The 24,245-nt window shown below is 63.8% G+C and carries 15 protein-coding genes; 13 read left to right on the plus strand and 2 right to left on the minus strand.

The features are described 5' to 3' along the window. Window positions 1–48: 48 nt before the first annotated feature. The 10 genes from C4Q27_RS23685 to dapA all read left to right on the plus strand — a co-directional run bounded on the left by C4Q27_RS23685 (window position 49) and on the right by dapA (window position 14,962). Window positions 49–1,539: a BcsE family c-di-GMP-binding protein gene (locus tag C4Q27_RS23685; protein WP_064491567.1), complete on the plus strand. Its 1,491-nt coding sequence runs from the start codon at window positions 49–51 to the stop codon at window positions 1,537–1,539. Next, the gene (gene bcsF / locus C4Q27_RS23690; protein ID WP_010953551.1) at window positions 1,536–1,721 is read left to right on the plus strand and encodes a cellulose biosynthesis protein BcsF; all 186 of its coding nucleotides are present in this window, start codon (window positions 1,536–1,538) and stop codon (window positions 1,719–1,721) included. Before C4Q27_RS23685 ends, bcsF begins: the two co-directional genes overlap by 4 nt. After that, window positions 1,714–3,327, plus strand: coding sequence for a cellulose biosynthesis protein BcsG (gene bcsG / locus C4Q27_RS23695; protein WP_104887434.1), 1,614 nt, complete (start codon window positions 1,714–1,716; stop codon window positions 3,325–3,327). Before bcsF ends, bcsG begins: the two co-directional genes overlap by 8 nt. Beyond that, a complete protein-coding gene (gene bcsR / locus C4Q27_RS23700; protein ID WP_020192942.1) occupies window positions 3,324–3,542 on the plus strand; it encodes a cellulose biosynthesis protein BcsR in 219 nt (72 codons plus the stop codon). Before bcsG ends, bcsR begins: the two co-directional genes overlap by 4 nt. Next, window positions 3,539–4,246, plus strand: a complete 708-nt coding sequence (gene bcsQ, locus C4Q27_RS23705; RefSeq protein ID WP_064491569.1) for a cellulose biosynthesis protein BcsQ — start codon at window positions 3,539–3,541, stop codon at window positions 4,244–4,246. The genes bcsR and bcsQ overlap by 4 nt, the downstream gene beginning before the upstream one ends. After that, window positions 4,243–6,852 carry a UDP-forming cellulose synthase catalytic subunit gene (gene bcsA, locus C4Q27_RS23710; protein WP_104887435.1) on the plus strand — a complete coding sequence of 870 codons (2,610 nt, stop codon included), beginning with the start codon at window positions 4,243–4,245 and terminating at the stop codon, window positions 6,850–6,852. Before bcsQ ends, bcsA begins: the two co-directional genes overlap by 4 nt. Further along, entirely contained in the window at window positions 6,849–9,137 is a 2,289-nt protein-coding gene (bcsB, locus tag C4Q27_RS23715; RefSeq protein ID WP_104887436.1) for a cellulose biosynthesis cyclic di-GMP-binding regulatory protein BcsB, read from the plus strand. Before bcsA ends, bcsB begins: the two co-directional genes overlap by 4 nt. Further along, entirely contained in the window at window positions 9,137–10,252 is a 1,116-nt protein-coding gene (gene bcsZ, locus C4Q27_RS23720) for a cellulose synthase complex periplasmic endoglucanase BcsZ (RefSeq protein ID WP_064491572.1), read from the plus strand. Before bcsB ends, bcsZ begins: the two co-directional genes overlap by 1 nt. Further along, complete coding sequence (bcsC, locus tag C4Q27_RS23725) at window positions 10,240–13,758, plus strand: cellulose synthase complex outer membrane protein BcsC (protein ID WP_104887437.1); 3,519 nt, start codon at window positions 10,240–10,242, stop codon at window positions 13,756–13,758. The genes bcsZ and bcsC overlap by 13 nt, the downstream gene beginning before the upstream one ends. A gap of 337 nt (window positions 13,759–14,095) precedes the next feature. Next, the gene (dapA, locus tag C4Q27_RS23730) at window positions 14,096–14,962 is read left to right on the plus strand and encodes a 4-hydroxy-tetrahydrodipicolinate synthase (protein WP_104887438.1); all 867 of its coding nucleotides are present in this window, start codon (window positions 14,096–14,098) and stop codon (window positions 14,960–14,962) included. Window positions 14,963–15,115: 153 nt separating this feature from the next. On the opposite strand, the gene C4Q27_RS23735 is transcribed toward dapA, so the two are convergent. Both C4Q27_RS23735 and C4Q27_RS23740 read right to left on the minus strand, forming a co-directional pair. Then, complete coding sequence (locus C4Q27_RS23735; protein WP_104887439.1) at window positions 15,116–15,574, minus strand: GNAT family N-acetyltransferase; 459 nt, start codon at window positions 15,572–15,574, stop codon at window positions 15,116–15,118. A 72-nt stretch (window positions 15,575–15,646) separates the two neighbouring features. Continuing rightward, window positions 15,647–17,413: an NAD(P)H dependent flavin oxidoreductase family protein gene (locus tag C4Q27_RS23740; protein ID WP_064491579.1), complete on the minus strand. Its 1,767-nt coding sequence runs from the start codon at window positions 17,411–17,413 to the stop codon at window positions 15,647–15,649. Here C4Q27_RS23740 and C4Q27_RS23745 point away from each other — a divergent pair, their 5' ends adjacent. The 3 genes from C4Q27_RS23745 to mgtA all read left to right on the plus strand — a co-directional run bounded on the left by C4Q27_RS23745 (window position 17,414) and on the right by mgtA (window position 24,234). Beyond that, window positions 17,414–18,904 carry a PLP-dependent aminotransferase family protein gene (locus tag C4Q27_RS23745; protein ID WP_064491580.1) on the plus strand — a complete coding sequence of 497 codons (1,491 nt, stop codon included), beginning with the start codon at window positions 17,414–17,416 and terminating at the stop codon, window positions 18,902–18,904. Between the two features lie 248 nt (window positions 18,905–19,152). Continuing rightward, window positions 19,153–20,778, plus strand: a complete 1,626-nt coding sequence (locus C4Q27_RS23750) for a methyl-accepting chemotaxis protein (RefSeq protein WP_020192192.1) — start codon at window positions 19,153–19,155, stop codon at window positions 20,776–20,778. A 741-nt stretch (window positions 20,779–21,519) separates the two neighbouring features. Then, the gene (gene mgtA / locus C4Q27_RS23755; protein ID WP_104887440.1) at window positions 21,520–24,234 is read left to right on the plus strand and encodes a magnesium-translocating P-type ATPase; all 2,715 of its coding nucleotides are present in this window, start codon (window positions 21,520–21,522) and stop codon (window positions 24,232–24,234) included. Window positions 24,235–24,245 lie beyond the last annotated feature (11 nt).

The raw sequence follows: 24,245 nt of genomic DNA on the forward strand, positions 1-24,245 counted from the left end.
AAACCGTTTCAATTTACCTTTTGCAGAGCCAGTGTTTTGACTAATGGAATGCAGTTGTTGGCGATTTCCGGCCTGAGCGTCGAGAGCAGCCAGCTTCATCAACAAGGACTGTACTGGTTAGCCTGTGACGCCGCCGAAGACGCCTCCTTGCTATGCCGCCAGGTAGTCGAAGGCATGCCCGATAATGCCAGGGCAGCCCTGATCGCCGATGCGCAAGCCATGGATGACGTGCTGGGTGCGCTCGACGCGACGCGCGGTCCGGCCGAGCTGGCACTGTATGAGGCCAACTCGCAAGCCACCCGTTATCTGGTTGAAGACCTGCCTCGTCTTGATGCTCGTGGGCGTGTGCTGGTGCTGCTGGCACCGGCACACGCCTGGGCGGATACCGAAGTCGAGCACTGGTGCAATACGCTGCGCCAGGCATTGTTGGCTGAAGCGGCGTTGCTGCTGGTCGTCAGCGGGGGGCAGAGCACTGCCTTGGTCGAGCGCCTGCGCGTTTTCAACCATTGCCTCGACGGCCTGGGGCAGGTGTACCGCGGCAAAGGTGGGGTACGCTACCTGCAGCATTTCTGGAGCAACCCGCTTGGCAAAGCCGCCACCCGGGACATGGAGCTGACTCGGCTGAGCGCGGGCTTTGCCGTTGCTGCTGCGCCTCAGGCACCCAGCGACATCGGTGGTGACGAGTTGCTGTGTCTGGCCCAGCGCCCGGTACTTGAAGGCGCACCAGCCTTCTCCGAACACTGGCAGGTCTGCGAAAGCTTTGAGGAACTGGGGGGCAAAGCCAGCCGGGCGGTGTCTGCCACGGTGATCTTTGCCATGGACGGTGGGCAGCGTCTGGATAGCCTGGCGCGCCAACTGCACCACCTGCGGCAGTCGCGTGGCAACGCCTTGAAGCTGGTCGTGCGCGAAATGGCGCCGACCCTGCGTTATCAAGACGAACAGTTGCTGCTGGCTTGTGGTGCCAGCCAGATCGTGCCGTTCGGTGCCAGCTTGTCACGCTTCCTGACCATGGTGGAGAGCATCCAGGGTTACGTCTGGCGTCGACACCTGCCAACCGACTTCGACGCCTTGCTGGCTCGCCTGCGGCCGCTGGCCATCTGCGGGTTGGTAGCGCCACGGGCGTTCGCCGATGCCGTGCAAAGCATGTGGCACGGGGTGCGCAACGGCGAAATCGTCCACCAGTTGCTGGTGTTGCGTCCGGCGCCTGGCCTGACCCCGCTGCAGGCTTGCTCGCGTACGGTATTCCGCCGTGATGGCGACATTGCCTGCGTGGTTGGCGAGGTGCTGTTCCTGTTCCTGTTCGCCTGCCGCTCCGAAGGGGTCGAGCAAGCGCTTGACCACATCTTCCAGCTGTCATGGAAAGAGCTGTTCATCAGCCAGGAGGTACTTGCCGGCGTCGACAGCCTGGCCACTCCGGCCTTCCTCGACAGCAACCTACCGCAGCCACCCCGCAGCGACACGGCGGCGCAACTGCCTGCACAGGCATGGTCGGCGCTGGCACCGCGCAAGGTCGGCCTGGCCAAGCGGGGTAGTGCATGAACTTCGTGCAACTGCTGCAGGTGGTCGGCATTACCGCACTCGTCACGCTGGGCCTGGCCTTGTTGCTAGTGCGCCTGTGTTCGGCATTACGTGGCGTGTTGCGCCGTCGCCTTCCCCCCCGTTACCTGAAACCGCTGGGCGTACGCCGCCGCGCTGCACGCCAGGAACCCCAGAATGACTAATACCACCATCACCCTCCCGGTACTGGCCCGCTGGCCTGGACTGGGAGGGTGGAACCTCTATTTTTTTGCAAAGTTTCTGCTGGTCGCGCTGGGCATGCTCGACTTCCAGGCGCTGCCGAACCTGTTGTTTGCTGCGTTTCTGCTTATCCCTTTGCCGGGCCAGTGGCTGCGTATTGCCCGGCAACTGCTGGCGGTGCCAATCGGTATCGCGCTTTTCTACCAGGACACCTGGCTGCCACCCTTCAGCCGCTTGCTGGCGCAGCCGGGGGTGCTGGACTTCTCGTGGGACTATCTGCTCGAGCTGCTGGGCCGCTTCATCAACTGGAACCTGCTGGGGGCGCTGGCAATGTTGCTGGTGGGTTACCTGTACCTACGCCATTGGCTGCGCCTGAGCACCCTGAGCCTGCTGGGGTTGGCATGGCTGTCGGTCGGCGGCTTGCCGTTGCTGGGTGCAAGCCAGGCGCCCGGCGTGGCGGCGCGCACCGCAGCGGAACCCGCGCCAGCCACTGCAGTAGCCGACAATGCCACGCTCGACAGCTGGCTTGAGCGCTTCTTCGCCAGTGAGCGCGAGCGGGTGACGGCGTTCCCTGCCGTGAATGCCGATGAGCAACCGTTCGACCTGCTGGTAATCAACATCTGCTCGCTGGCCTGGGAGGATCTGTCTGCCGTGGGGCTGCGGGACAACCCGCTGTTGTCGCGCATGGACGTGATCTTCGACCAGTTCAACTCGGCGACCTCCTACAGCGGCCCGGCCGCCATCCGTGTGCTGCGTGCCAGCTGCGGACAGTCGTCGCACACTGGCCTGTACCAACCGGCTCCGGAGCAGTGCCTGTTGTTCCAGAACCTGGCCCGGCTGGGTTTCCAGAGCAACACCTTGCTCAACCACAGCGGCCGGTTCGACAACTTCATCGGCGACATTACCCAACAGCACATGCCGCAACCCGGCATGCGCAATACCGACTTCCCACGGGCGCTGGTGGGCTTCGACGGCTCGCCGATTGCCAGTGACCTGGATGTCCTGCGCCGTTGGTGGGGGCAACGCAAAGGTACCCCGGACGAGCATGTGTCACTGTTCTACAACAGCATCAGCCTGCATGACGGCAACCGTATCGTCACTGCCGACGGCGGTACCCGCGTGGCCGACTATGCCACCCGCGCCAATCGCCTGTTTGGCGAGCTTGGCACCTTCCTTGACGAACTGGAGCGCAGTGGCCGCCGGGTAGTGGTGGCCATTGTCCCTGAGCATGGGGCCGCGTTGCATGGTGACCGCATGCAGTTGTCTGGCATGCGCGAAATTCCCACGCCGTCGATTACCCATGTGCCGGTCGGCCTGAAGTTCATCGGCATGGGCCAGCCTGCCCGCAACGAGCCGCTGCGGGTCACAGCTGCCACCAGCTACCTGGCGCTGTCCGAGCTGATCTCGCGTGTGTATGCGGGCCTCGGCCAGCAGCAGGTGCTGGATGTGCCCGGCCTGCTGACCGACCTGCCAACCACCGAGCAGGTTGCCGAAACCTCTGGCGCACAGGTGCTGAATTACCAGGGGCGTGCCTACATGCGCCTGCAAGGCCAGCCTGACTGGCAGCCGATCCCCAAGGAGCGCCCATGATCACTGGCAAGTCAGACCCGTCCGACCGTAGCGACGATATTGCCCAGTTGCGCCAGCACCTGGACATGCCAGAGCTGAACTATCAGGACATCTCGATGCTGGTGGGCGTTCAGCAGGCCCTGCAGCGCTGGCCATTGCTGGGTGAAAGCTGCAGGGCCAGCAGCGACGATGCGCTGTACGCGGCTGTCACCCGGCGCGAGAGGGTCGCGCCATGACCAGCCTGGCATTGCATGGGGTACGCGGAGGCCTGGGGCGCAGCGCCTTGCTGGCTGCATTGGGCTACGCGCTGCAGGGCGTGGGCGAACGGGTGCTGCTGATTGACCTGTGCCCCAGCAACTTGCTCGGGCTGCACTTCAACCTGCCGCTGGATACGTCCGAGGGCTGGGCGCTGGCCGAGCGGGAAGGGCGGCCGTTCAGCGATGCCGTGTACGAGGTGCTCGATGGCCTGTGCCTGCTGCCGTACGGCAACCTGCCTGGCGGTGCGCAGCACCGTGTGCCCGATGCGCAGTCATGGCGCGCTCGCCAGGTCGAGCTGGCCGAGCATTTCGACTGGCTGTTGTACGACCTGCCGCAATTGCCGGGCGAAACCACCGGCAATGGCATCGAGACTGATGTACGGGTACTGGTGGCAGAAGCGGAAATGGCCAGCCACCTGCTGCTCGGGCGACGTCCGCTCGAGCACTTCGACATGCTGCTGGTCAACCGCTATGACCCGGCCAGCCGCTTGCAGAGCGACCTGTTGATGGTGTGGCGTGACCTGTTTCGTGATCGCTTGCCGATCCAGGTGGTCCATCGCGACGAAGCCTTCCTCGAAGCGCTGGCGTACAAGGCTCCCCTGGGTCTTTACGCACCGCAGAGCCTGGCCTGCCGGGATGTGCAAAGCCTGGCGGTGCGCTGTCTGACGAGGCGCCAGCCGTGACCCTGAACCCTCTGTCGGCCTATACCTGGTTCACTGTCCGTGGTGCGCGTCTGCCGGTCGCGTGGCTGTTCACCCTCGGCGTGTGGCTGGCCTTCCTGTTCCTGCGCCTGGAATCACCCGCCTGGCAGGCGCTGCTGGCCGAGCGCCAACGCCTGTACCCGCAGCTGGCGGGCAAGCGCCCGACCCTGGGTGACCCGCTGCGTCTGTTGATCCAGAGCCTGTGGTTGTTGCTGCGGCGCCAACCGCAGGCGCGTACAGCAGGGCCTGGCCGCCGCGCATTGGGCGCGGTGCGCATGCACCTGCGGGCGGCAGGCGGGGTGGCGCGCCACTACCGCGGCCTGCTGATCGATGCATTGCAACAGGTACCCGCGCGCTACCGCGCCAGTGCTTTCAAGCACCAGGCCTCGGCACGCCTGCGCGGCCTGAGCGTGTTTGCCCGGCGGGCGTTCTATAGCGTGCTGACGGTATTCGCCCTCAGCCTCGCCCTGCTGTGCGTGACCGAACCGTTCGGCTACCTGGCGCAACTGATGTTCATCTGCCTGCTGCTGGTCATCGCCCTGCTGGTGCGACACATGCCGGGGCGTTTCCCAACCCTGATGCTGATCGTGCTGTCGACCATCATCTCGTGCCGCTATCTGTGGTGGCGCTACACCTCGACCCTGAACTGGAACGACACCACCGACTTGATATTCGGGGTGATCCTGTTGGCGGCAGAAACCTATTCGTGGTTCGTGCTGATCCTGGGTTACATCCAGACCAGCTGGCCATTGCAGCGCAAGCCGGCAAACCTCCCGGCCAACGTCAGGCACTGGCCAACCGTCGATTTGCTGATCCCTACCTACAACGAAGACCTGTCAGTGGTGCGCACCACGGTAATGGCCGCGCTGGGCCTGGACTGGCCACGCGAGTGCCTGCGCATCTATATCCTCGATGATGGCCGCCGCGACGCGTTTCGTGCCTTTGCCGACGAAGTCGGGGTAGGGTATATCGTGCGGCCCGACAGCAAGCATGCCAAGGCCGGCAACCTCAACCATGCGCTGGGCGTCACCGACAGCGAGTTGATCGCCATCTTCGATTGCGACCATGTGCCGGTGCGCTCCTTCCTGCAACTGACCGTGGGCTGGTTCCTCAAGGACGCTAAACTGGCGCTGGTGCAGACACCGCACCATTTCTTCTCGCCTGACCCGTTCGAGCGCAATCTCGGCTCGTTCCGCCGCCGCCCCAACGAAGGGGAGCTGTTCTACGGCCTGATCCAGGACGGCAACGATATGTGGAACGCGGCGTTTTTCTGCGGCTCGTGTGCCGTGCTGCGCCGCACCGCGCTGGAGAGCATCGGTGGTTTTGCCGTCGAGACCGTGACCGAGGATGCCCACACCGCCCTGCGCCTGCATCGCCAAGGGTGGACATCAGCCTACCTTAGCATTCCGCAGGCCGCGGGCCTGGCCACCGAAAGCCTGTCGGCGCACATCGGCCAGCGCATTCGCTGGGCCCGTGGCATGGTGCAGATCTTCCGCACCGACAACCCGCTGTTCGGGCGTGGCCTTAGCCTGTTCCAGCGGGTGTGCTACGCCAACGCGATGCTGCACTTCCTGGCCGGCCTGCCGCGGCTGGTGTTCCTGACGGCGCCACTGGCGTTCCTGTTGCTGCATGCCTACATCATCTACGCACCGGCATTGATGATTCTGCTGTACGTGCTGCCACACATGATCCACGCCAGCCTGACCAACTCGCGGATGCAGGGCAAGTACCGACAAACCTTCTGGGGTGAGGTCTACGAGACCGTACTGGCCTGGTACATCGCCCGCCCGACCACGGTGGCGCTGTTCGCGCCAAAAAAAGGCACGTTCAACGTCACCGCCAAGGGCGGCCTGATGGAGCAGGAACAGTTCGACTGGCGCATCGCCCAACCTTACCTGTGGCTGGCGGCGCTCAACGTGGTGGGTCTGGGCTTTGCGGTGTGGCGCCTGATCACCGGCCCGACGTCAGAAATCGGCACGGTGATCGTCAGCTCGCTGTGGGTGATCTACAACCTGCTGATTATCGGTGCCGCAGTTGCGGTGGCCGCCGAAGTGCGCCAGGTGCGCCGCGCCCATCGGGTGCAGATGCGCTTGCCGGCGGGGCTGATGCTGGCCAGCGGTCATGCCTACCCCTGCACCCTGGTCGACTACTCCGACGGCGGTATCGGCCTGCAGGTACAGCCCGGTCTGGAGCTGAAACCGGGGGAGCAGGTACGCCTGCTGCTCAACCGCGGCCAGCGCGAGTTCGCCTTCCAGGCGTGCGTCACCCGTACCGTCGGGCAACACGTCGGCCTGGTGTTCCGCGACCTCGCCCTGCAGCAGCGTATCGACCTGGTCCACTGCACCTTTGCCCGCGCCGATGCCTGGCTTGGCTGGAACGAGCAGCACGAGGTCGAGCGCCCGCTGCGCAGCCTGATCGATGTGTTGAAGCTGGGTGGCGTCGGTTACGTGCGCCTGGTCGAGCACATGCCGCCATGGCTGCGGGCGTGGTTGCGCCCGTTGCGTTCGCTGGCGTTGTGGCTGGCCAGCTACTGGCCCCGCACACCGCAGGCAATCCCTTCCATGAACCCTGTTGATCGAGACGCATGATGACTGGTTATCCCGCGCGTACCTGGGGCCTGGCGATGGCGCTGTTTACCGCCTTGTCGCAGAGCGCCGCTGCTGCTTCCGTAGCTCCGCTTGCCGAGCCTGCGGTACCCACACCCACGGTACCAAACTGGCAGGTTGCGAAAACCTTCGAGCAGCTTGGGCATGCGTCCGACAGCCTGCTGCTGGGGGTACGCAACAGTGAGCATATCGAGTTTGGCCTGCGTCGCGATCGCCTGGCCACCGATGCCAGCTTGCAACTGGACTACACGCCTTCGCCAGCCTTGCTGCCGAACCTGTCGCACTTGCGCGTCTACCTCAACGACGAGCTGATGGGCGTAGTTCCGGTGGAAAAGGAGCAGTTGGGCCAGCGTGTACGTCGCCAGCTGCCGTTGGACCCGAAACTGCTTGGCGACTTCAACCGGGTACGTCTGGAGTTTGTCGGGCACTATACCGATGTCTGCGAAGACCCGGCCCACAGCGGCCTGTGGCTTAACCTCAACCGCAAGAGCCAGGTACAGTTGCACGAGCAGGCGCTGGTGCTGGAAAACGACCTGGCGCATTTCCCGTTGCCGTTCTTCGATACCCACGACACCGGCAAGGTAGTGCTGCCGGTGGTGTTCAGCGGCGTGCCGAGCCTGGGCGAGCAGCGTGCGGCGGCAATCCTGGCATCCTACTTCGGCAGCCAGGCCGGTTGGCGCAAGGCCAGCTTCCCTGTGTTGTACAACAACCTGCCGGCCCGTGGCGAAAAACCTGCACCGAGCATCGTGTTTGCCAGCAACGACCGTCGCCCGGCGTTCCTCGCCGATCTGCAGCAGTTCCCGCCAGTCGACGGCCCCGTGCTGCAGGTGATCGATCATCCGCACGACCGCTTCAGCAAAGTGCTGCTGGTGCTGGGCCGTAACGACGACGACCTGATCAAGGCCGCCTCGGCGCTGGCGGTCGGCAACAATCTGTTCCGTGGCGCGCGCGTCAAAGTGGAGCAGATGACCGCGTTGCAACCGCGTCAGCCCTACGATGCGCCGAACTGGACGCGCACCGACCGGCCGGTACGATTTGCCGAACTGCTGGATTACCCCGAGCAACTGCAAGTCAGCGGCCTGCAACCGCGGCCGGTGACACTGGAACTGAACCTGCCGCCCGACTTGTTCGTCTGGCGTAACCAGGGTATTCCGCTGCGCACCCTGTACCGCTATACGGCGCCAGCGGTGACCGACGAATCGCGCCTGAGCATCAGCGTCAACGATCAGTACATCACCAGCATGCCGCTGGTGGGCAATGACCGGCGCGGCGGTACCCTTGAGGAAATGCGCCTGGCAGTGCTGTCCGGTGACAACACTGCATTGAGCGAGAACTCGCTGGTGCCGGCGCTGAAGATTGGCGACCGCAACCGCCTGCGCTTCGACTTCAGCTTTGCCAGCACCTTGGGCAGCGCCCAGCGCGATCGCTGCCAGACCTCGCTGCCGGTGGACGTGCGTGCAGCGATCGACGACAACTCCACCATCGACCTTTCCGGTTACCACCATTACATCGCCATGCCCGACCTGCGTGCATTCGCCCGCAGTGGCTTCCCGTTCAGCCGCATGGCCGACCTGTCCGAGACGCTGGTCATCATGCCGGCCAAACCTACGGCGATGCAGGTCGGCACTTTGCTCGACACGGTTGGCGGGTTGGCCGGACAGATCGGTTACCCGGCGCTTGGCCTGCAATTGATCGACGACTGGCAACAGGTCGCAGCGGCAGACGCCGACTTGCTGCTGATCGGCAGCCTGCCCGAGGCCCTGCGCGATGCGCCCAACCTTGGTCTGTTGCTCAGCGCCCAGCGTGACTGGTTACTGCAGGGCCGCAGCGCATCGTTGCCCGGTGGCCAGCGTTTCGATACTGAGCCGGTGGCTGCAAGCAGCCGCGTGGCGGTCAGCGCCCAGGCGCCGATTGCGGCCATCACCGGGCTGAAGTCGCCGTTCCACGAGCAGCGCAGTGTTGTGGCCTTGCTGGCCAACAGCGACAGCGATTACGCATTGCTGCGCGACGTGCTTGGCGATGTGGGCAAGCTCGATGCGGTGGCGGGTTCGGTAACGCTGGTACGCAGCAGTGGCGTGAGCAGCCAGTTCGTCGGCGAGCACTACTTCGTGGGCGCGCTGCCGTGGTGGCTGCTGCTTTGGTTCCACTTGTCCGAGCACCCTGTGTTGCTGGCGGTGATCGCGGCTGTTTGTGTGGTGCTGTTCGCCTTCTTGTTGTGGCGGGCACTGCGCTGGGCAGGCAAGCGCCGCTTGGGTGAGGCGGGGTGATGATGCGCCAGATGCTGGTAGGGCTGGTCGCCTTAGGCCTGCCCGCTTTCGCCAATGCCGGGTCGGTTTGCCCATGGCCTGCCTGGGAGCGGTTCAAGGCCGAGCTGGTGAGTGTGGATGGCCGGGTAATCGACCCGAGTGACGAGCGCCTGATCACCACCTCGGAAGGGCAGAGTTACGCGCTGTTCTTCGCCCTGGTAGGCAACGACCGGCAAACCTTCGCGCAGTTGCTGCGTTGGACCAGCAACAACCTCGCCGAGGGTGACCTGGCCCGGCATCTGCCTGCCTGGCTGTGGGGCCGTGACGGGCAGCAGCAGTGGCAGGTGCTGGACGCCAACAACGCCAGCGATGCCGATCTGTGGATCGCCTACAGCCTGCTGGAAGCAGGGCGGTTGTGGGACCAGCCGGCCTACACGCAACTGGGCCAGCACCTGCTGTGGCGTATCGCCGCGCAGACCGTGCGCAAGCTTCCAGGCCTTGGCGTGATGTTGCTGCCAGGTGACTACGGCTTCGAAGACGCCCAGGGTACCCGCCTGAACCCCAGCTACCTGCCGCTGCAGCTGCTCGACCGCTTCAGCGAGGTGGACCCCTTGTGGGGTGAGCTGGCGGCCAACACGCGGCGTTTGTGGTTGGCATCGTCGCCAAAGGGCTTTGCCCCGGACTGGTTGCTGTGGACGCCGGCCGGAAAGCCAGCGGCAGACACGAAACATGGCAATGCCGGTGATTATGACGCCATTCGTGTGTACCTGTGGGTCGGCATGTTGGCCGAGGGGGCGGCGCAACGCCGCGAACTGGTCGCCCATTATGCGCCGATGGCGGCATTGACCCAGCGCCAGGGGCTACCTCCTGAGCACCTGGATGCACGCAGCGGTGAAGCCCGCGGCCATGGCCCGGCAGGTTTCTCTGCGGCCTTGCTGCCTTTGCTTGCTGCCTCGCCAGAGCACGTGGCCGGCCTGGCGGCCCAGCGCCAGCGCTTGCGCGAACAACCGGTCGAGGCCAAGGCGTATTACAGCCAGGTGCTGGCGCTGTTCGGCCAGGGCTTCGACGAGGCCCGTTACCGTTTTGACCCGCACGGCCGCCTGTTGCCGGCCTGGAGTGCGCCATGCAGCGAATGATCGGCGTGTTGATGCTGGCGGCAATAACCTGCCAGGCAGATGCACAACCCAAGGATATCGATGAACAGCGCCAATGGCTGCTGGACCAGGTACGCCGTGGCGAAGCGCTGCACCGTGACGACCTGGTGCGCGATGCGCTGGGCCGTTTGCAGTTGCTTGAGCCGCGCAACCCGGAGGTATTGCTGGCGGCCTTGAGCCTGGCATTGCGCGAGAAGAACAGCAGTGAAGCCGAGCAGTTGAGTGCGCTGATCAGTGCCGTGGCGCCTGGCAGCCTGCAAGCACGTCAGGCCGCACGCCTGCTTGAACTTCAACAACCGGCGCCTGCGCGGCGCTTGCAGCAGGCGCGTCTGCTGGCGGTTACCGGCCGTAATGAAGAGGCGCTGGCGGTGTACGAACAGTTGTTTGCCGGCGAACCACCCAGCCTTGAATTGGCCCTGGACTACTGGCGCGTGCGCGGCAACCTGCCAGGTCAACGCCCTGAGGCGATCCGCCAGTTGCAGCGGTTGGATCAGCAGTACCCAGGCAGCGCCGGGCTGCGCCAGACCCTGGCCGGTTGGTTGTTCGCCGAAAAGCGTGACCGCGAGGCCTTGGCCCTGCTCGATCAGCTGGCGCGAGACCCCGGTGCACGGGATGCCGCTGCCCAGCGCGAGTTCGACTACCTGTCCGGGCAAGCCGTGAGTGCTACCAGCGCGGCAGCCTGGCAAGCCTTTCTTCAGCGTTACCCGGCTTCGCCGTTGCTGGCACAGGCAAGCGAGACCTTGCAACAGCAGCGCAAGCTGCTGGCCGACCCGGCATGGCAGGCCGGTCAACGGGGTAAGGCATTGCTCGACAAGGGCCGTAATGTCGAAGCCGAAACGCAGCTGCGCCGCGCCCTGCGCCAGTACCCGGGCGATGCCAGCCTGTATGGGGCCCTGGGTTATGCGTTGATGCGCCAGGGCCGCCATGAAGACGCCCATGCGGCGTTCCGCGCGGCGAGCGCCAAGGAGCAGGACACCTACTGGATCAGCCAATGGAAGGACCTGGAGTCGTCCAGCCAGTATTGGGCCCTGCTGAAAAAAGCCGAGCAGGCCCTGGAGGCGAAAGACGTGCGCGGTGCGCGCGCACTTTACCGGCAGGCTCGCCAGCAACGGCCAAAGGATGAATACGCGTTGTTGGGCCTGGCAGATGTCTCGCTGGCCGAGGGCGATGTGGCGGCTGCCGAGCGGCAGTACCTGCAGGTACGGCGTATGGCGCCGGATAACGAAAGTGCCGTGCGTGGCTTGATGCGCGTTTACCAGGCGCAATCGCCAGACAAGGCGCAGGCATACCTGGACAGCCTGCCACCACGGCAGCAGGCGCAGTTCGCCAGCCTGCGACGCAGCCTGGAACTTGCGCGGCTGCGCCAGCAAGGGGACGAAGCCCTGCAGCGCGAGGACTGGTCGACGGCCAGCCACGTGCTGGGCCAGGCTTCGGCCCTGGCCCCCGATGAGCCTTGGCTGGTGTATCAGCTGGCCAACAGTCTGCGTCACCAAGGGCGCAATGGCGAGGCCGACGCGGCGTTTGCCAGGCTGGTGCAGCACCAGCCACGTGATCCGGCAACGCGCTATGCCCACGGCCTGTTCCTGGAGTCCAGCGACCGTGATGCCTTGGCTCTGGACAGTCTGAGGGCGGTACCTCAGGCGATCTGGAGCGCGGACATGCACGCGCTGGAGCAACGTGTTCAACGGCGTATGACCCTGGCCTCTGCGCAGCAGTTGCAGGCACAAGGCCGCAGTGCCGAGGCGACAGCCTTGCTTGAAGCCGGCCTGGCGCGTGGTGAAGGTAGCCCGGACGACTTGATGCTGTTGGCTGACTGGGCAGCAGCGCGTGGTGAACATGGCAAGGCGCGCAGCTATTACCAGCGTGTACTGGTCGTGCAGCCTGCGCGCCCTGATGCACGCCTTGGGGTGATGGAAAGCGCCGTGGCCGAAGGCAACCTGCAGCAGGCCCGGCACATGCTGGGCGTGAAGGTGCCACAATTTGCCGCTGATGACAGCAACGCCCAGCGGCGCCTGGCGGCGGTGTGGACCGCGTTGGGCGAACACGATCAGGCGGCCAGGCTGCTTGACCGGATTGCCGCGCAGCAGACGCGACCCGATCCGTTGTTGCGGCGCGACGCAGCCCGCCTGGTAGCGCAGGATGACCCTCAACGAGCACTGGACCTTTACGCGGCAGCGATGGCCGATGCGCAGTTGCTGGACCGTGCTGCCGTAGCGCCACGGGATGACCGTGCATTGACCCTGGCCAGCCGCGAGCAGGATGGCGACGACTGGCTGGCCCGCAGCCTGCGCAGTGATGTGGATGCCCTGTATCGCCAGCGCAATACCCATGTGACGCTGATGCATGACTACGGCTGGCGCGAGGATGACGGTACGCCCGGTACTTCGGAACTGAGTACCCAGTCGACCTTGTTGCATGTCGACACTCCTTGGCAGGAGGGCACCGCGTTTGCGCGGGTAGAGCGCACTGGCATGGATGCGGGGTCGTTCGAGCCGAACGATCAGGGAAGCTACACCCCCGACTTCGGCAGCTGCCAGTTTGTTGGCCAGACCGCTGACGGCAAAACACTGCCCGCGTGCACGGGGGGATCGCAGACTGCAAACGGCAGCCTGTTGGCGTTGGGTTGGCAGGGCAGCCGCTGGGCGTTCGACCTGGGCACCACCCAGGGCTATGCAATCAACAACTGGCTGGGCGGCGCAACGGTCAACGGTGACCTCGGGCAGGTTGGCTGGTCGCTGACCGCCTCGCGTCGGCCGATGAGTAATTCATTGCTGTCGTTCGCCGGCGCACGCGACCGCCCGACGGGCGTGCGCTGGGGCGGGGTCACTGCCAATGGCGCCACGCTCGGCCTGAGCTGGGACCAAGGTGGCGACAACGGGGTGTGGGCCAGCCTGGGGCACCATTGGCTGTACGGCGAAAACGTGGCCGACAACCAGCGGACCCGGGCCATGGCCGGCTTTTACCACCGCGTGGTGGAAAAGGCCGACGAGCGTGTACGTGTTGGCGTGACGCTGATGCACTGGCGCCATGACAAGGACCTGGGCGGCTACAGCCTGGGGCAGGGCGGTTACTACAGCCCGCAGCGCTACAGTTCGGTGGGCGTGCCGGTCAGTTATGCCTGGCGCAACTACGACTGGTCGCTGCTGCTGGAAGGTTCCGTCAGCTGGTCTCAGGCCCATAGTGGCAAAAGCCGCTTGTACCCGGACGCACACATCAACCGCAAGGTACTGGCGCACTATGGCGTCGATTCCAACATCGATGCGATGACTGAAGCCAGCGACAGCAGCGGGTTGGGCTACCGCCTGCGCGGTCTGTTCGAACGGCGCCTGAGTGACCAGTGGGTACTGGGCGGCGGCTTCGACTGGCAGCACAGCGATGACTATGCGCCTAGCCATGGCATGCTCTACCTGCGCTACCTGTTCGAACCGTGGCGAGGCAACCTGGCCCTGCCGGTGACACCACTGGAGCCTTACGGCGAGTGGCGGTGACGGCAATTGCTGCGTTGCAAGGGGCGCGCCTGCACGGGGCGATGCGGACCAAGGGTTGACACCAGGCACGGCGCCCCACCATTATCCAGCCATACCTACGCAACGGGCTTGCCAGCATGTCCACATCCAACCACGCCATTCTCGCTTCGGGCTTCATCGCCCAGGCAGGCGCGTGCGTTGCCGTTGCCAAGAAATCCAAGAAACAGCCGCTCATCTGACCGAGGCGCGCTGTCTCGTCAGGTGGGCTGACGAGACAGAAGGCGCCAGGTATCCCTGCCACCACTTCCACTCTTCGCCCTGCTGACGCTGACTTTCGGTCAACATCAGGAGTTTTTGCATGTCGAATTTCCGTGGTATCTGGATCGCCCTCGTCACGCCAATGCGCGCCAATGAAATCGACTTCCCAGGCCTGGAAAAGCTGGTGAAGAAGCTGCTCGAAGACGGTGTGGCCGGTTTTGTGGTGTGCGGTACCACGGGTGAGGCGGCGGCGTTGTCCAAGGCCGAGCAACTGGCGCTGCTGGATGCCGTGCTGGCCTGGGTGGAGCCGGGCAGGGTGGTGATGGGCCTGTCAGGTTACAACCTGCGTGAGTTGCTGGCCTTGCAGGCTGAAATCCAGCAGCGTGACATTGGCGGGCTGCTGGTTCCCGCACCTTGCTATATCCGCCCTTCGCAGGCTGGCATCGAAGCCTTCTTCGCCACCGTGGCCGATGCGGCCAGCGTGCCAGTGATCGTCTACGATATTCCCTACCGCACTGGCGTACGCATCGAGCGTGAAACCCTGCGCCGTATCGTGCGCCATCCACGTATTGCGGCGGTGAAAGACTGTGGCGGTGACAACGAGACGACCATGGCCCTGATCGAGGACGGCCACGCCCAGGTGCTGGCCGGTGAAGACCTGCAGATCTTCAATAACCTGTGCCTGGGTGGGGCAGGAGCCATTTCAGCCTCCGCACATGTGCGCGCCGACCTTTACGTACGCATGGTGCAGCAGGTCGACAGCGGTGATTGGGCCGCCGCGCGTGGTACGTTCTACCAGTTGCTGCCCTGGATCAAGGTGGCCTTTGCCGAGCCCAACCCGGCCGTGGTCAAGGCTGCATTGCAGCTGCAAAGCCTGATTGCAGACGAGCTGCGCGAGCCCATGCAGACGTGCACGAACACCACCCGAGACAAGCTGCAAAGCGTGCTGTGTTCACTCGGCGCCTGAAGCGGCAACGGTTGATGGCGGGTTGACAAGCCGCCACACCCTTGGTCGGTTCGGGGTCGGCGGGTGCCTCGCGAGCGGATCTCTGCCAGCTACGCGCTGAGACAGAGTATTGCCAGGGCCGCTTTGCGGCCCTGTCGCGACCCCAGGTTGCTCCTACGCTGGCTGGGTCGGCAGGCGCTTTTCCATCGGCTGATACACCAGCCCGGCAAACTCACCCACGTCGCCTGCCAGGGTGAAGCCGTAGCGTTGGTAGGCGGGTACAGAAGACAATGATGCCTTTACCGTCACCACCTCGGCGCTGGCATGCTCCAGTGCTGCGCTCATCAACCGCTTGCCTATGCCCTGGCGTTGCAGGCCTGGTGCAATGAACAGCATCGCAATGTGACGGCCTTCCTTGAGCTCGATCAGCCCCGCGATAGCGCCTTCGACAAAACAGGCCAGCATGAGGTTGTCACCCTGCATGCGCTCGGCAAACGCCTGGGGTGCTGACACCTGGGTAAAGGTCTCGATACCTTGCGCCGACAGTGTGGGCGCGACCGCCTGCATGAAGGCATCCATGCACAAGGCGCAGGCTTGGGGGAGGTCGTCAGGGGTGAGCGTGCGTACTTGCATGGTAATCGTCCTTGTCGGGTGTCCTTCTGTTGCCCACTTTAACCTGTTACGGGTTCAAGGGCCGATGCGGTATCAAGCAGCCCTGGCAGCGCCCGGCTTGCGTTCGCCAATCAGGATGTCTTCGAAGAATGCCCCGACAGGTTCGGTAGGGTGGCACAGCTGTATCTCCAGCACCCACACCACCTCGCTCGGGACAATCTCCACCTCGGCCAGCTTGTCCTGGCCATACAACACATGCGGGAAGTCGGCGATGCGATGCCCGGCCAGGTTGCGCTCCAGCTGCCAACCTTTGGCCTGGGCACTGCGCTCGGCGAAGTCGTACAGTTCACGCCCGGTCAACCCGCGGCCCCAGGCCTGGCGGGTCTCGTCGAACACTTCATGCAGTGCCTTCACGCAGGCGTGGTGCAGGGCGTGCTGGCCAAACACGAACGTATCGCCATAGTCACCTTCATAGCCATCCCATACCGGGCCAACGTCGACCACGACGATGTCCGTGGCGCGTAGCGCACGTTGAAGGTCAATGCCTTGCCGTGGCGTACGCACGGTATCGTCACCAAAACGGATGTAGGTGGGGTGCCAGGTGTGTGAGGCGCCCATCGCCTGCAGGGTATGCGCGGCCATCTCCAGGGCCTGGGCAGTGGTCATGCCGACCTGCAGTTGGCTGGCAATGGCAGCCACGGCCCGCACCGACTGTTCGCGGGCCGCGAGCATGCCGTCCAGCGAATAACGTGGGCCGACCTTTTCCAGCTCAGGGTGCAGTGTGCTGGCTGCTGAAGCCTGCGTTGTCAGTGCACCACTGGCGACAAAGGCCTCGGCCACAAAACGATGGGGCTGTACCCCTGCCGCAAGGCATTGCTCGCGAGTCTGGCTGATCATATTGGCATTGCCACAGGCGTAGACCTGGGCTTCGCCCCAGCGATGCGTCTGGCTGAGCGCCACCTGCTGTATACGGGCCTGGGCCGAGAGTACCGGTTGCCAGCGGAAGTGCGGGTGCACGCTGCTGGACACATCGAGAAATTCGCGATCATAAAAATCCGCCGGCGAAGAGCCGCCCCAGTACAGCGTGACGTCGGCATCGCCGGCCAAGGCCGTCAGCAGCAGCGGCTTGATGCCGGCGTAACCTGTGCCGGTGGCGAAAAGGATCAGCGGGCGTTGGTCATCGTGCTGCCAGGTACAGGCGCCCAGCGGGCCTTCGAGCTTTACCGTTGCACCTGCTTGCAGGGTGGGCAGCAAACCTTCGGTGAACAGCCCACCGCTGACCTTGCGAATGTGAAACACCAGTTGCCCTTGTTCCCGGGCAGGCAGGTTGGCAATGGAGAAACAGCGGCTGTCGCCGTTGTCCAGCTGGAACCGCATGTACTGGCCCGCCCGCACCTCCAGCGGCTGAGCAGGCTGCAACACCAGCTCGACGATATCTGCGCTCAGCGCGCGCTTGCCAACAACCTGTGCCTGGGTTTCCAGTGCCGGGGCGTCCAGTGACCAGCCGGGTATTTCCAGGCGCATGTCGCTGCAGGCGTGGCTCTGGCACAGCAACATCTCGTCGGCGGCCAAGGGGTAGGAAGGCGGCGGTGTGTCCGCATCCCGCTGCTTGTCCTGATGCTGCCCTGAGACCACCTTGACCTTGCAGGAGCCGCAGGCGCCGCGGCGGCATGAAAAGGGTACCGGCAGGCCGCTGGCGAGCATGGCATCGAGCAGCAGCTCCTGGCTGGCTTCGAAGGTTTTGCCCGAGGGCGACAATTCAATGACGTGGCGGCTTTGCATGAGCACCTCGGGGCAAATGGAGGTTCGATTGTTGCTATAGTCCAGGACCAGCAGAACCCCCAGTTTTGGATATTTCATATGGTCCAGCTTCGTAAATGGCAGCCACTGCTCAGGCTCGATGGGGCACAGGCTTCGTACCGACAGATCGTCGAAGGGCTGGTGGCCGCAATCAGCGAGGGTCGCCTGCGCCCTGGCACGCCGTTGCCGGGCACGCGGGAGATGGCGCAATTGCTGAACGTCAATCGCAAGACCGTGATCCTTGCTTATGAGGAAGCCGAAACCAAAGGCTGGCTGCAAAGCGTGCAACGCCGGGGCACCTTCGTCAGCCAGCAGCTGGCGCCTGGCACAGCGGCCGTTTCCGGTGCCGTGCGGCCTTTTGCCCTGGCGCTGCCAGAGGAACCTGCCGTTGCCTACTTCAAGGCGAACGAACAGGCTGTAGCGCAGCAAGGGCGGCCGGGGGCCTTGTTCTTCGACAACGGCGCCTGTGACCATCGCCTGCTGCCACAGGCTGTACTGCATCGCTATTACCGCAATGCCTTGCGCAGCAGCTTCACCAGCAACAGCGTGCGCCACGGCAGCGAGTGCAGCAGCCGCAATCTGCGCAGCGCCCTGGCCGACATGCTGCGGCACAACCGCAGCCTGAACGTTGGCGCCGAGCATATCTGCCTGACCCAGGGGGTGCAGATGTCACTATCCCTGGTGGCCAGTGTGTTGCTCAAGCCGGGTGACGTTGTGCTGGTCGAGCGCCTGAGTTACCCCCCTGCCTGGGAGATCTTCCGTCAGCTGGGTGCCCGCCTGGTGACCGTGGAGCTGGACCATGAGGGTTGCCGGGTCGACCAGCTCGATGCCCTGTGCCGGCAGCACAAGGTGCGGATGATGTACATAACGCCCCATCACCAGTTCCCGACCACGGTCAGCCTGCCAGCCGGGCGCAGGCAACAGCTGCTGGAGCTGGCGCGCCAGCATGCCTTTTGCGTGGTCGAAGAAGATTACGACTACGAATACCACTTTGCCGGGCGGCCCTATCTGCCTTTGGCCAGCGACCGCCAGCAGCGGCACGTGATTTACATTGGCTCACTGTCCAAGCCTTTGGGCAGCACGTTCCGTTGCAGCTATATCGTGGCACCGGTGGAAGTGACAACCGTGCTGGAACGCAGGGCGATGCTGACCCTGGGGCAGGGCGATGCAGTCATGCAGCAGATGTTGGCGGACCTGATCAATGATGGGGAGCTGAAGAAGCACTTGCGCCGGGTCAACCGCGAGTACCGGCGCCGGCGTGAGACCTTGTTGGGGTGTTTGCGCGATGCGTTCGGTGAGCAGATCAGCGTGCAGGCGCCAGAAGGTGGTCTGGCGCTGTGGGTGAGGTTTGCCGATGGGATCAACGTGGATCAGTTGGTCGACCAAGCGCTGGAACGGGACCTGGTGGTGCGCAGTGGGCGGCAGTTTTCACCGTTTGGCCATGCCGAGAATGCCTTGCGCCTGGGGTTTGCTTCGCTGGATGCGGATGAGATCCGGCAGGCGACCCAACGCCTGGCAGACGCAGCGAAAGCGATTGGCAAGGCGCGGTAGCGGATGGCACGGGCTTCGCCCGTGTTCGCGGGCAAGCCCGCTCCCACAGTGATCGCGCTGGCCTCAGGATTTATGCAAAAGGGTTATGCCCTCAAGGGTTTCGAGGCCTCTGGGTCTCAACGCATTCCGTTCGGTTACCGCACATAACCGCATCGCGGCGCCTCAAGCCTGCGCCAGTACCTCCGATAGCAGCACACCCACCCTCGAATTATCGATCAGAAGTGGTGCCAACAAGGAGTACTGCCCGCATGCTTGCCAACCTGAAAATTCGCACCGGAATGTTCTGGGTGTTGTCGCTGTTCAGCCTGACCTTGCTGTTTTCGACCGCCAGTGCCTGGTGGGCCGCCTTGGGTAGCGACCAGCAGATCACTGAACTGGACCAGACTGCGCACCAGTCGGACCGGTTGAACAATGCGTTGCTGATGGCGATTCGTTCCAGCGCCAACGTGTCTTCGGGTTTTATCGAGCAGTTGGGTGGCCATGACGAGAGTGCAGGCAAACGCATGGCGCTGTCGGTGGAGCTGAACAACAAGAGCCAGGCGCTGGTCGACGAATTTGTCGAAAACGCCCGCGAACCCGCCCTTCGCGGGTTGGCAACCGAGCTGCAGGCTACCTTTGCCGAATACGCCAAGGCGGTGGCTGGGCAGCGTGAAGCGACCCGCCAGCGTTCGCTGGAGCAGTATTTCAAGGTCAACAGCGATGCCGGTAATGCCATGGGGCGGTTGCAAACCCTGCGCCAGCAGCTGGTGACCACACTGAGCGAACGTGGCCAGCAAATCATGCTCGAGTCCGACCGGCGTCTGGCCCGGGCACAATTGCTGAGCCTGTGCCTGCTGGGCGTGACCGTGGTGCTGGCGGTGCTGTGCTGGGCGTTCATTGCCCAGCGTGTGTTGCACCCCCTGCGTGAAGCCGGTGGGCATTTCCGGCGCATTGCCAGTGGCGACCTGAGTGTGCCGGTGCAAGGGCAGGGCAACAACGAGATCGGCCAACTGTTCCATGAGCTGCAGCGCATGCAGCAGAGCCAGCGCGACACCCTTGGGCAGATCAACAACTGTGCCCGGCAGCTGGACGCCGCCGCCACGGCGTTGAACGCGGTCACCGAGGAAAGCGCCAACAACCTGCGTCAGCAGGGGCAGGAGCTGGAGCAGGCCGCGACTGCCGTGACCGAAATGACCACGGCAGTGGAGGAGGTTGCGCGCAACGCGATCACCACCTCGCAAACCACCAGTGAATCCAACCAGCTGGCCGCGCAAAGCCGCCGGCAAGTCAGCGAAAATATCGACGGCACCGAAGCCATGACCCGCGAAATCCAGACCAGCAGTGCGCACCTGCAGCAGTTGGTGGGGCAGGTGCGGGACATCGGCAAGGTGCTGGAAGTGATCCGCTCGGTGTCCGAGCAGACCAACCTGCTGGCGCTCAATGCTGCCATCGAGGCGGCCCGTGCCGGTGAGGCCGGGCGCGGCTTTGCGGTGGTGGCGGATGAGGTGCGCACACTGGCCTACCGCACGCAACAGTCGACCCAGGAAATCGAGCAGATGATCGGCAGCGTGCAGGCGGGGACCGAAGCTGCGGTGGCTTCCATGCAGGCCAGCACCAACCGCGCCCAGTCGACACTGGACGTGACCCTGGCCTCGGGGCAAGTGCTGGAGGGCATCTACAGTGCGATCGGCGAAATCAACGAGCGCAATCTGGTCATTGCCAGTGCGGCCGAAGAGCAGGCTCAGGTGGCGCGGGAAGTAGACCGCAACTTGCTGAACATCCGCGAACTGTCCAACCATTCCGCTGCGGGTGCGCAGCAGACCAGCGAGGCGAGCAAGGCGTTGTCGGGGCTGGTGGGGGAGATGACGGCGTTGGTGGGGCGGTTCAAGGTTTGAGGCGCTGCGCCTGCGTGGAACATTAAGATAAGGTTAAACTTATTTAAAGTTCCCCTTGCGGGTTGACTTCGATACTACGCTTGAATAAAGTTCGACCGCCCCGAGCGCGGGGCCTTTTTTCCCTTCACTGAAGAATTCAATGGACACAGTATCTAGTCGCTGTCTGACCCTTGCCGAATGGCCGGGTCAGGCACTTGAACCGGAACACCGGTCCCGACACCCTGGTCGGGCAAGCCGCGCCAGAGCCTGATGCTCCGCCGTGACTTGCCGCCGCCGGTGTTGGCCGGTTGGAGGCAAGCTCATGAACCTCACTTCATTCGTTTCACCTCGCCAGCCTGCGTGCCCTGCGCCGCAGCAGGCCGGCGCCTGGCCGCGGCGTCTGCACGGCTACCTTGACCACCACCAGGACCCCCCAAGTAGATGCGGGGTGCTGGTGCGTGTTCATGCACGCTTGAGCCCCCGCACTGCTCACTGAATAAAAGATATTGAACGGTATCTTTGTGCTCGAACTTTTTACCTTAAAAGTTCGCGGGATAACTATTGCCCTGTGTTTATTAAAAGGAATCAAACCATGGATTGCGCGAGTAGAAAGTTCGCTGCCGACACAACTTCCGACTCTCGGCAGCGGACAGACAACTGTCGGAAAGAACCAGCATTATTCAGCGACCCGACATGCCTTCGTTCACCGCCTGAGTGAAACGTCTGTGTGTCGTGCCGCCGCAGCGGCAGGAGCACAGCAACATGACTGTCAAACACCGTAACACCTCATCGGCCAAGGCCGAACGCGAAACCCGCCTGTCCACCCGCGCCGCCCGTGAAGCGCGCAATGGCCTGGCGGTCACCCTCGCCAACCTCGATGCCAGCGAACAGGGCTTGACCGAGCACGAAGCCGCCAAGCGCCTGGTGCGCGATGGGGCCAACCAGGTTGCCCACGACCATCAACCCCACGCCCTGGTGCAGCTGTTCAAGGCCCTGCACAACCCGTTCATCTATGTACTGCTGACCCTGGCCGGGATCAGCTTCGTCACCGACTACTGGCTGCCGGTCAGTGCAGGCGAAGCAGACGACGCCGACCTGACCAAGGTCATCATCATCATGACCATGGTCAGCCTCAGCAGCCTGCTGCGCTTCTGGCAGGAGTACCGCTCGAACAAGGCTGCCGACGCGCTCAAGGCAATGGTGCGCACTACGGCCACCGTGTTGCGCCGCGAGCAGACCGGGCAAGCCCCGCGCCTGCGCGAAGTGCCCATGGACGAACTGGTGGCCGGCGACATCGTGCAGCTTTCTGCAGGTGACATGATTCCCGCCGATATCCGCCTGCTCGAAGCGCGAGACCTGTTCATCAGCCAGGCCGTGCTCACCGGCGAAGCGTTGCCGGTCGAAAAGTACGACACCTTGGGTAATGTCGCGCAGAAGTCCGCCGCCGAGCATGGCGCATATCAGGACAACCTGCTCGAGTTGCCGAACATCTGCTTCATGGGGACCAATGTGGTCAGTGGCCGCGCCCGCGCCGTGGTGGTCGCCACCGGCCGACGCACCTATTTTGGCTCGCTGGCCAAGGCCATTGCCGGTTCGCGCAGCCAGACCGCTTTTGACCGCGGCGTGAACAGCGTCAGCAGCCTGCTGATCCGCTTCATGCTGGTGATGGTGCCGGTGGTGTTCATGATCAACGGTGTGGTGAAAGGCGACTGGGGTGATGCCTTCCTCTTCGCGCTTGCCGTGGCAGTGGGCCTGACCCCGGAAATGCTGCCGATGATCGTCAGCGCCAACCTGGCCAAGGGCGCCGTGGCCATGGCCCGGCGCAAGGTGGTGGTCAAACGCCTGAACGCCATCCAGAACCTGGGCTCCATGGATGTACTGTGCACCGACAAGACCGGCACGCTCACCCAGGATCGGATCATCCTTGAGCACCATGTGCGCTTCGACGGCCAAACCGACAAGCACATCCTAGAGCTGGCCTGGCTCAACAGCCATCACCAAAGCGGCATCCGCAAACTGATGGACCAGGCCGTGCTGCATTTCGCCGGCCAGGACCAACAGTTCCAGGCGCCTTACGCCTACGTAAAGGTCGACGAACTGCCGTTCGACTTCATCCGCCGCCGCCTGTCAGTGGTGGTGAAGAATGCCTTGGGCGATCACCTGCTGGTAAGCAAAGGGGCGGTCGAGGAGATGCTCGCCATCGCCACCCATGTGCAGGAAGGCGACAAGGTCGTTGCCCTTGATCCGTGCCGTCGCCAGCAGCTGATGGCCAGGGTCGATGCCTTCAACCAGGACGGCTTCCGCGTGCTGGTGGTTGCCACCCGGCAGATCCCGGCGGCCGAAGGCAAGGCGCAGTATCACACCGAAGATGAACGCGATCTGGTCATCCAGGGCTTGCTGACCTTCCTCGACCCGCCCAAGGAAACGGCCGGCCCGGCCATCGCCGCCTTGCGCGACATGGGCGTGCAGGTAAAGGTACTGACCGGCGACAACCCGGTGGTCACGTCCAAGGTGTGCCGGGAAGTAGGCCTGGCGCCAGGCCAGCCGTTGCTCGGCCAGGACATCGAGGGCATGGACGACACCACCCTGAAGCTTCAGGTGGAGGAGCGCACCGTCTTCGCCAAGCTCACCCCGTTGCAGAAATCGCGCGTGCTCAAGGCCCTGCAAGCCAATGGTCACACCGTGGGCTTTCTTGGCGACGGCATCAACGATGCCGCCGCCCTGCGCGATGCTGACGTCGGTATCTCGGTGGACAGCGGCACCGACATCGCCAAGGAATCGGCCGACATCATTTTGCTGGAAAAGAGCCTGATGGTGCTCGAGGAGGGCGTGCTCAAAGGCCGCGAAACCTTCGGCAACATCATGAAGTACCTGTGCATGACTGCCAGTTCCAATTTCGGCAACGTGTTCTCGGTCCTGGTGGCCAGTGCGTTTATCCCGTTCCTGCCGATGCTGGCGATCCACTTGTTGCTGCAAAACCTGATGTATGACTTTTCCCAGCTGTCGCTGCCCTGGGACCGCATGGACAAGGCGTTCCTCAGCAAGCCACGCAAATGGGATGCCCGCAACATCGGCCGCTTCATGTTGTGGATAGGTCCTACGTCGTCGATCTTCGACATCACCACGTTCGCCCTGATGTGGTACGTGTTCGCCGCCAACAGCGTCGAAATGCAGGCGCTGTTCCAGTCTGGCTGGTTCATCGAGGGCTTGCTGTCACAGACGCTGGTAGTGCACATGCTGCGCACTCGCAAGGTACCGTTCTTCCAGAGCACCGCTGCATTGCCGGTGGTATTGGCAACGGGGCTGGTCATGGCATTGGGTATCTACATCCCGTTCTCCCCGGTGGGCGCGATGGTCGGCCTGGTGCCGCTGCCGTGGGAGTACTTCCCTTGGCTGGCCGCCACCCTGCTGGGCTACTGCGTGGTCGCCCAGGCCATGAAGACCCTCTATATCCGCCGTTTCGGCCAGTGGTTCTGAGCGATGCAAGG

It is taken from the genome of Pseudomonas sp. SWI36 (assembly GCF_002948105.1).
GTDB classification, from domain to species: domain Bacteria; phylum Pseudomonadota; class Gammaproteobacteria; order Pseudomonadales; family Pseudomonadaceae; genus Aquipseudomonas; species Aquipseudomonas alloputida.

Coding starts and splice junctions, on each gene's coding strand:
- C4Q27_RS23735 (WP_104887439.1), bottom strand. CDS start 15,574: ATGCAAGTACGCACGCTCACCCCTGACGACCTCCCCCAAGCCTGCGCC.
- mgtA (WP_104887440.1), top strand. CDS start 21,520: ATGACTGTCAAACACCGTAACACCTCATCGGCCAAGGCCGAACGCGAA.
- C4Q27_RS23740 (WP_064491579.1), bottom strand. CDS start 17,413: ATGAAATATCCAAAACTGGGGGTTCTGCTGGTCCTGGACTATAGCAAC.
- bcsC (WP_104887437.1), top strand. CDS start 10,240: ATGCAGCGAATGATCGGCGTGTTGATGCTGGCGGCAATAACCTGCCAG.
- bcsZ (WP_064491572.1), top strand. CDS start 9,137: ATGATGCGCCAGATGCTGGTAGGGCTGGTCGCCTTAGGCCTGCCCGCT.
- C4Q27_RS23745 (WP_064491580.1), top strand. CDS start 17,414: ATGGTCCAGCTTCGTAAATGGCAGCCACTGCTCAGGCTCGATGGGGCA.
- dapA (WP_104887438.1), top strand. CDS start 14,096: ATGTCGAATTTCCGTGGTATCTGGATCGCCCTCGTCACGCCAATGCGC.
- bcsF (WP_010953551.1), top strand. CDS start 1,536: ATGAACTTCGTGCAACTGCTGCAGGTGGTCGGCATTACCGCACTCGTC.
- bcsG (WP_104887434.1), top strand. CDS start 1,714: ATGACTAATACCACCATCACCCTCCCGGTACTGGCCCGCTGGCCTGGA.
- bcsB (WP_104887436.1), top strand. CDS start 6,849: ATGATGACTGGTTATCCCGCGCGTACCTGGGGCCTGGCGATGGCGCTG.
- bcsR (WP_020192942.1), top strand. CDS start 3,324: ATGATCACTGGCAAGTCAGACCCGTCCGACCGTAGCGACGATATTGCC.
- bcsQ (WP_064491569.1), top strand. CDS start 3,539: ATGACCAGCCTGGCATTGCATGGGGTACGCGGAGGCCTGGGGCGCAGC.
- C4Q27_RS23750 (WP_020192192.1), top strand. CDS start 19,153: ATGCTTGCCAACCTGAAAATTCGCACCGGAATGTTCTGGGTGTTGTCG.
- C4Q27_RS23685 (WP_064491567.1), top strand. CDS start 49: ATGCAGTTGTTGGCGATTTCCGGCCTGAGCGTCGAGAGCAGCCAGCTT.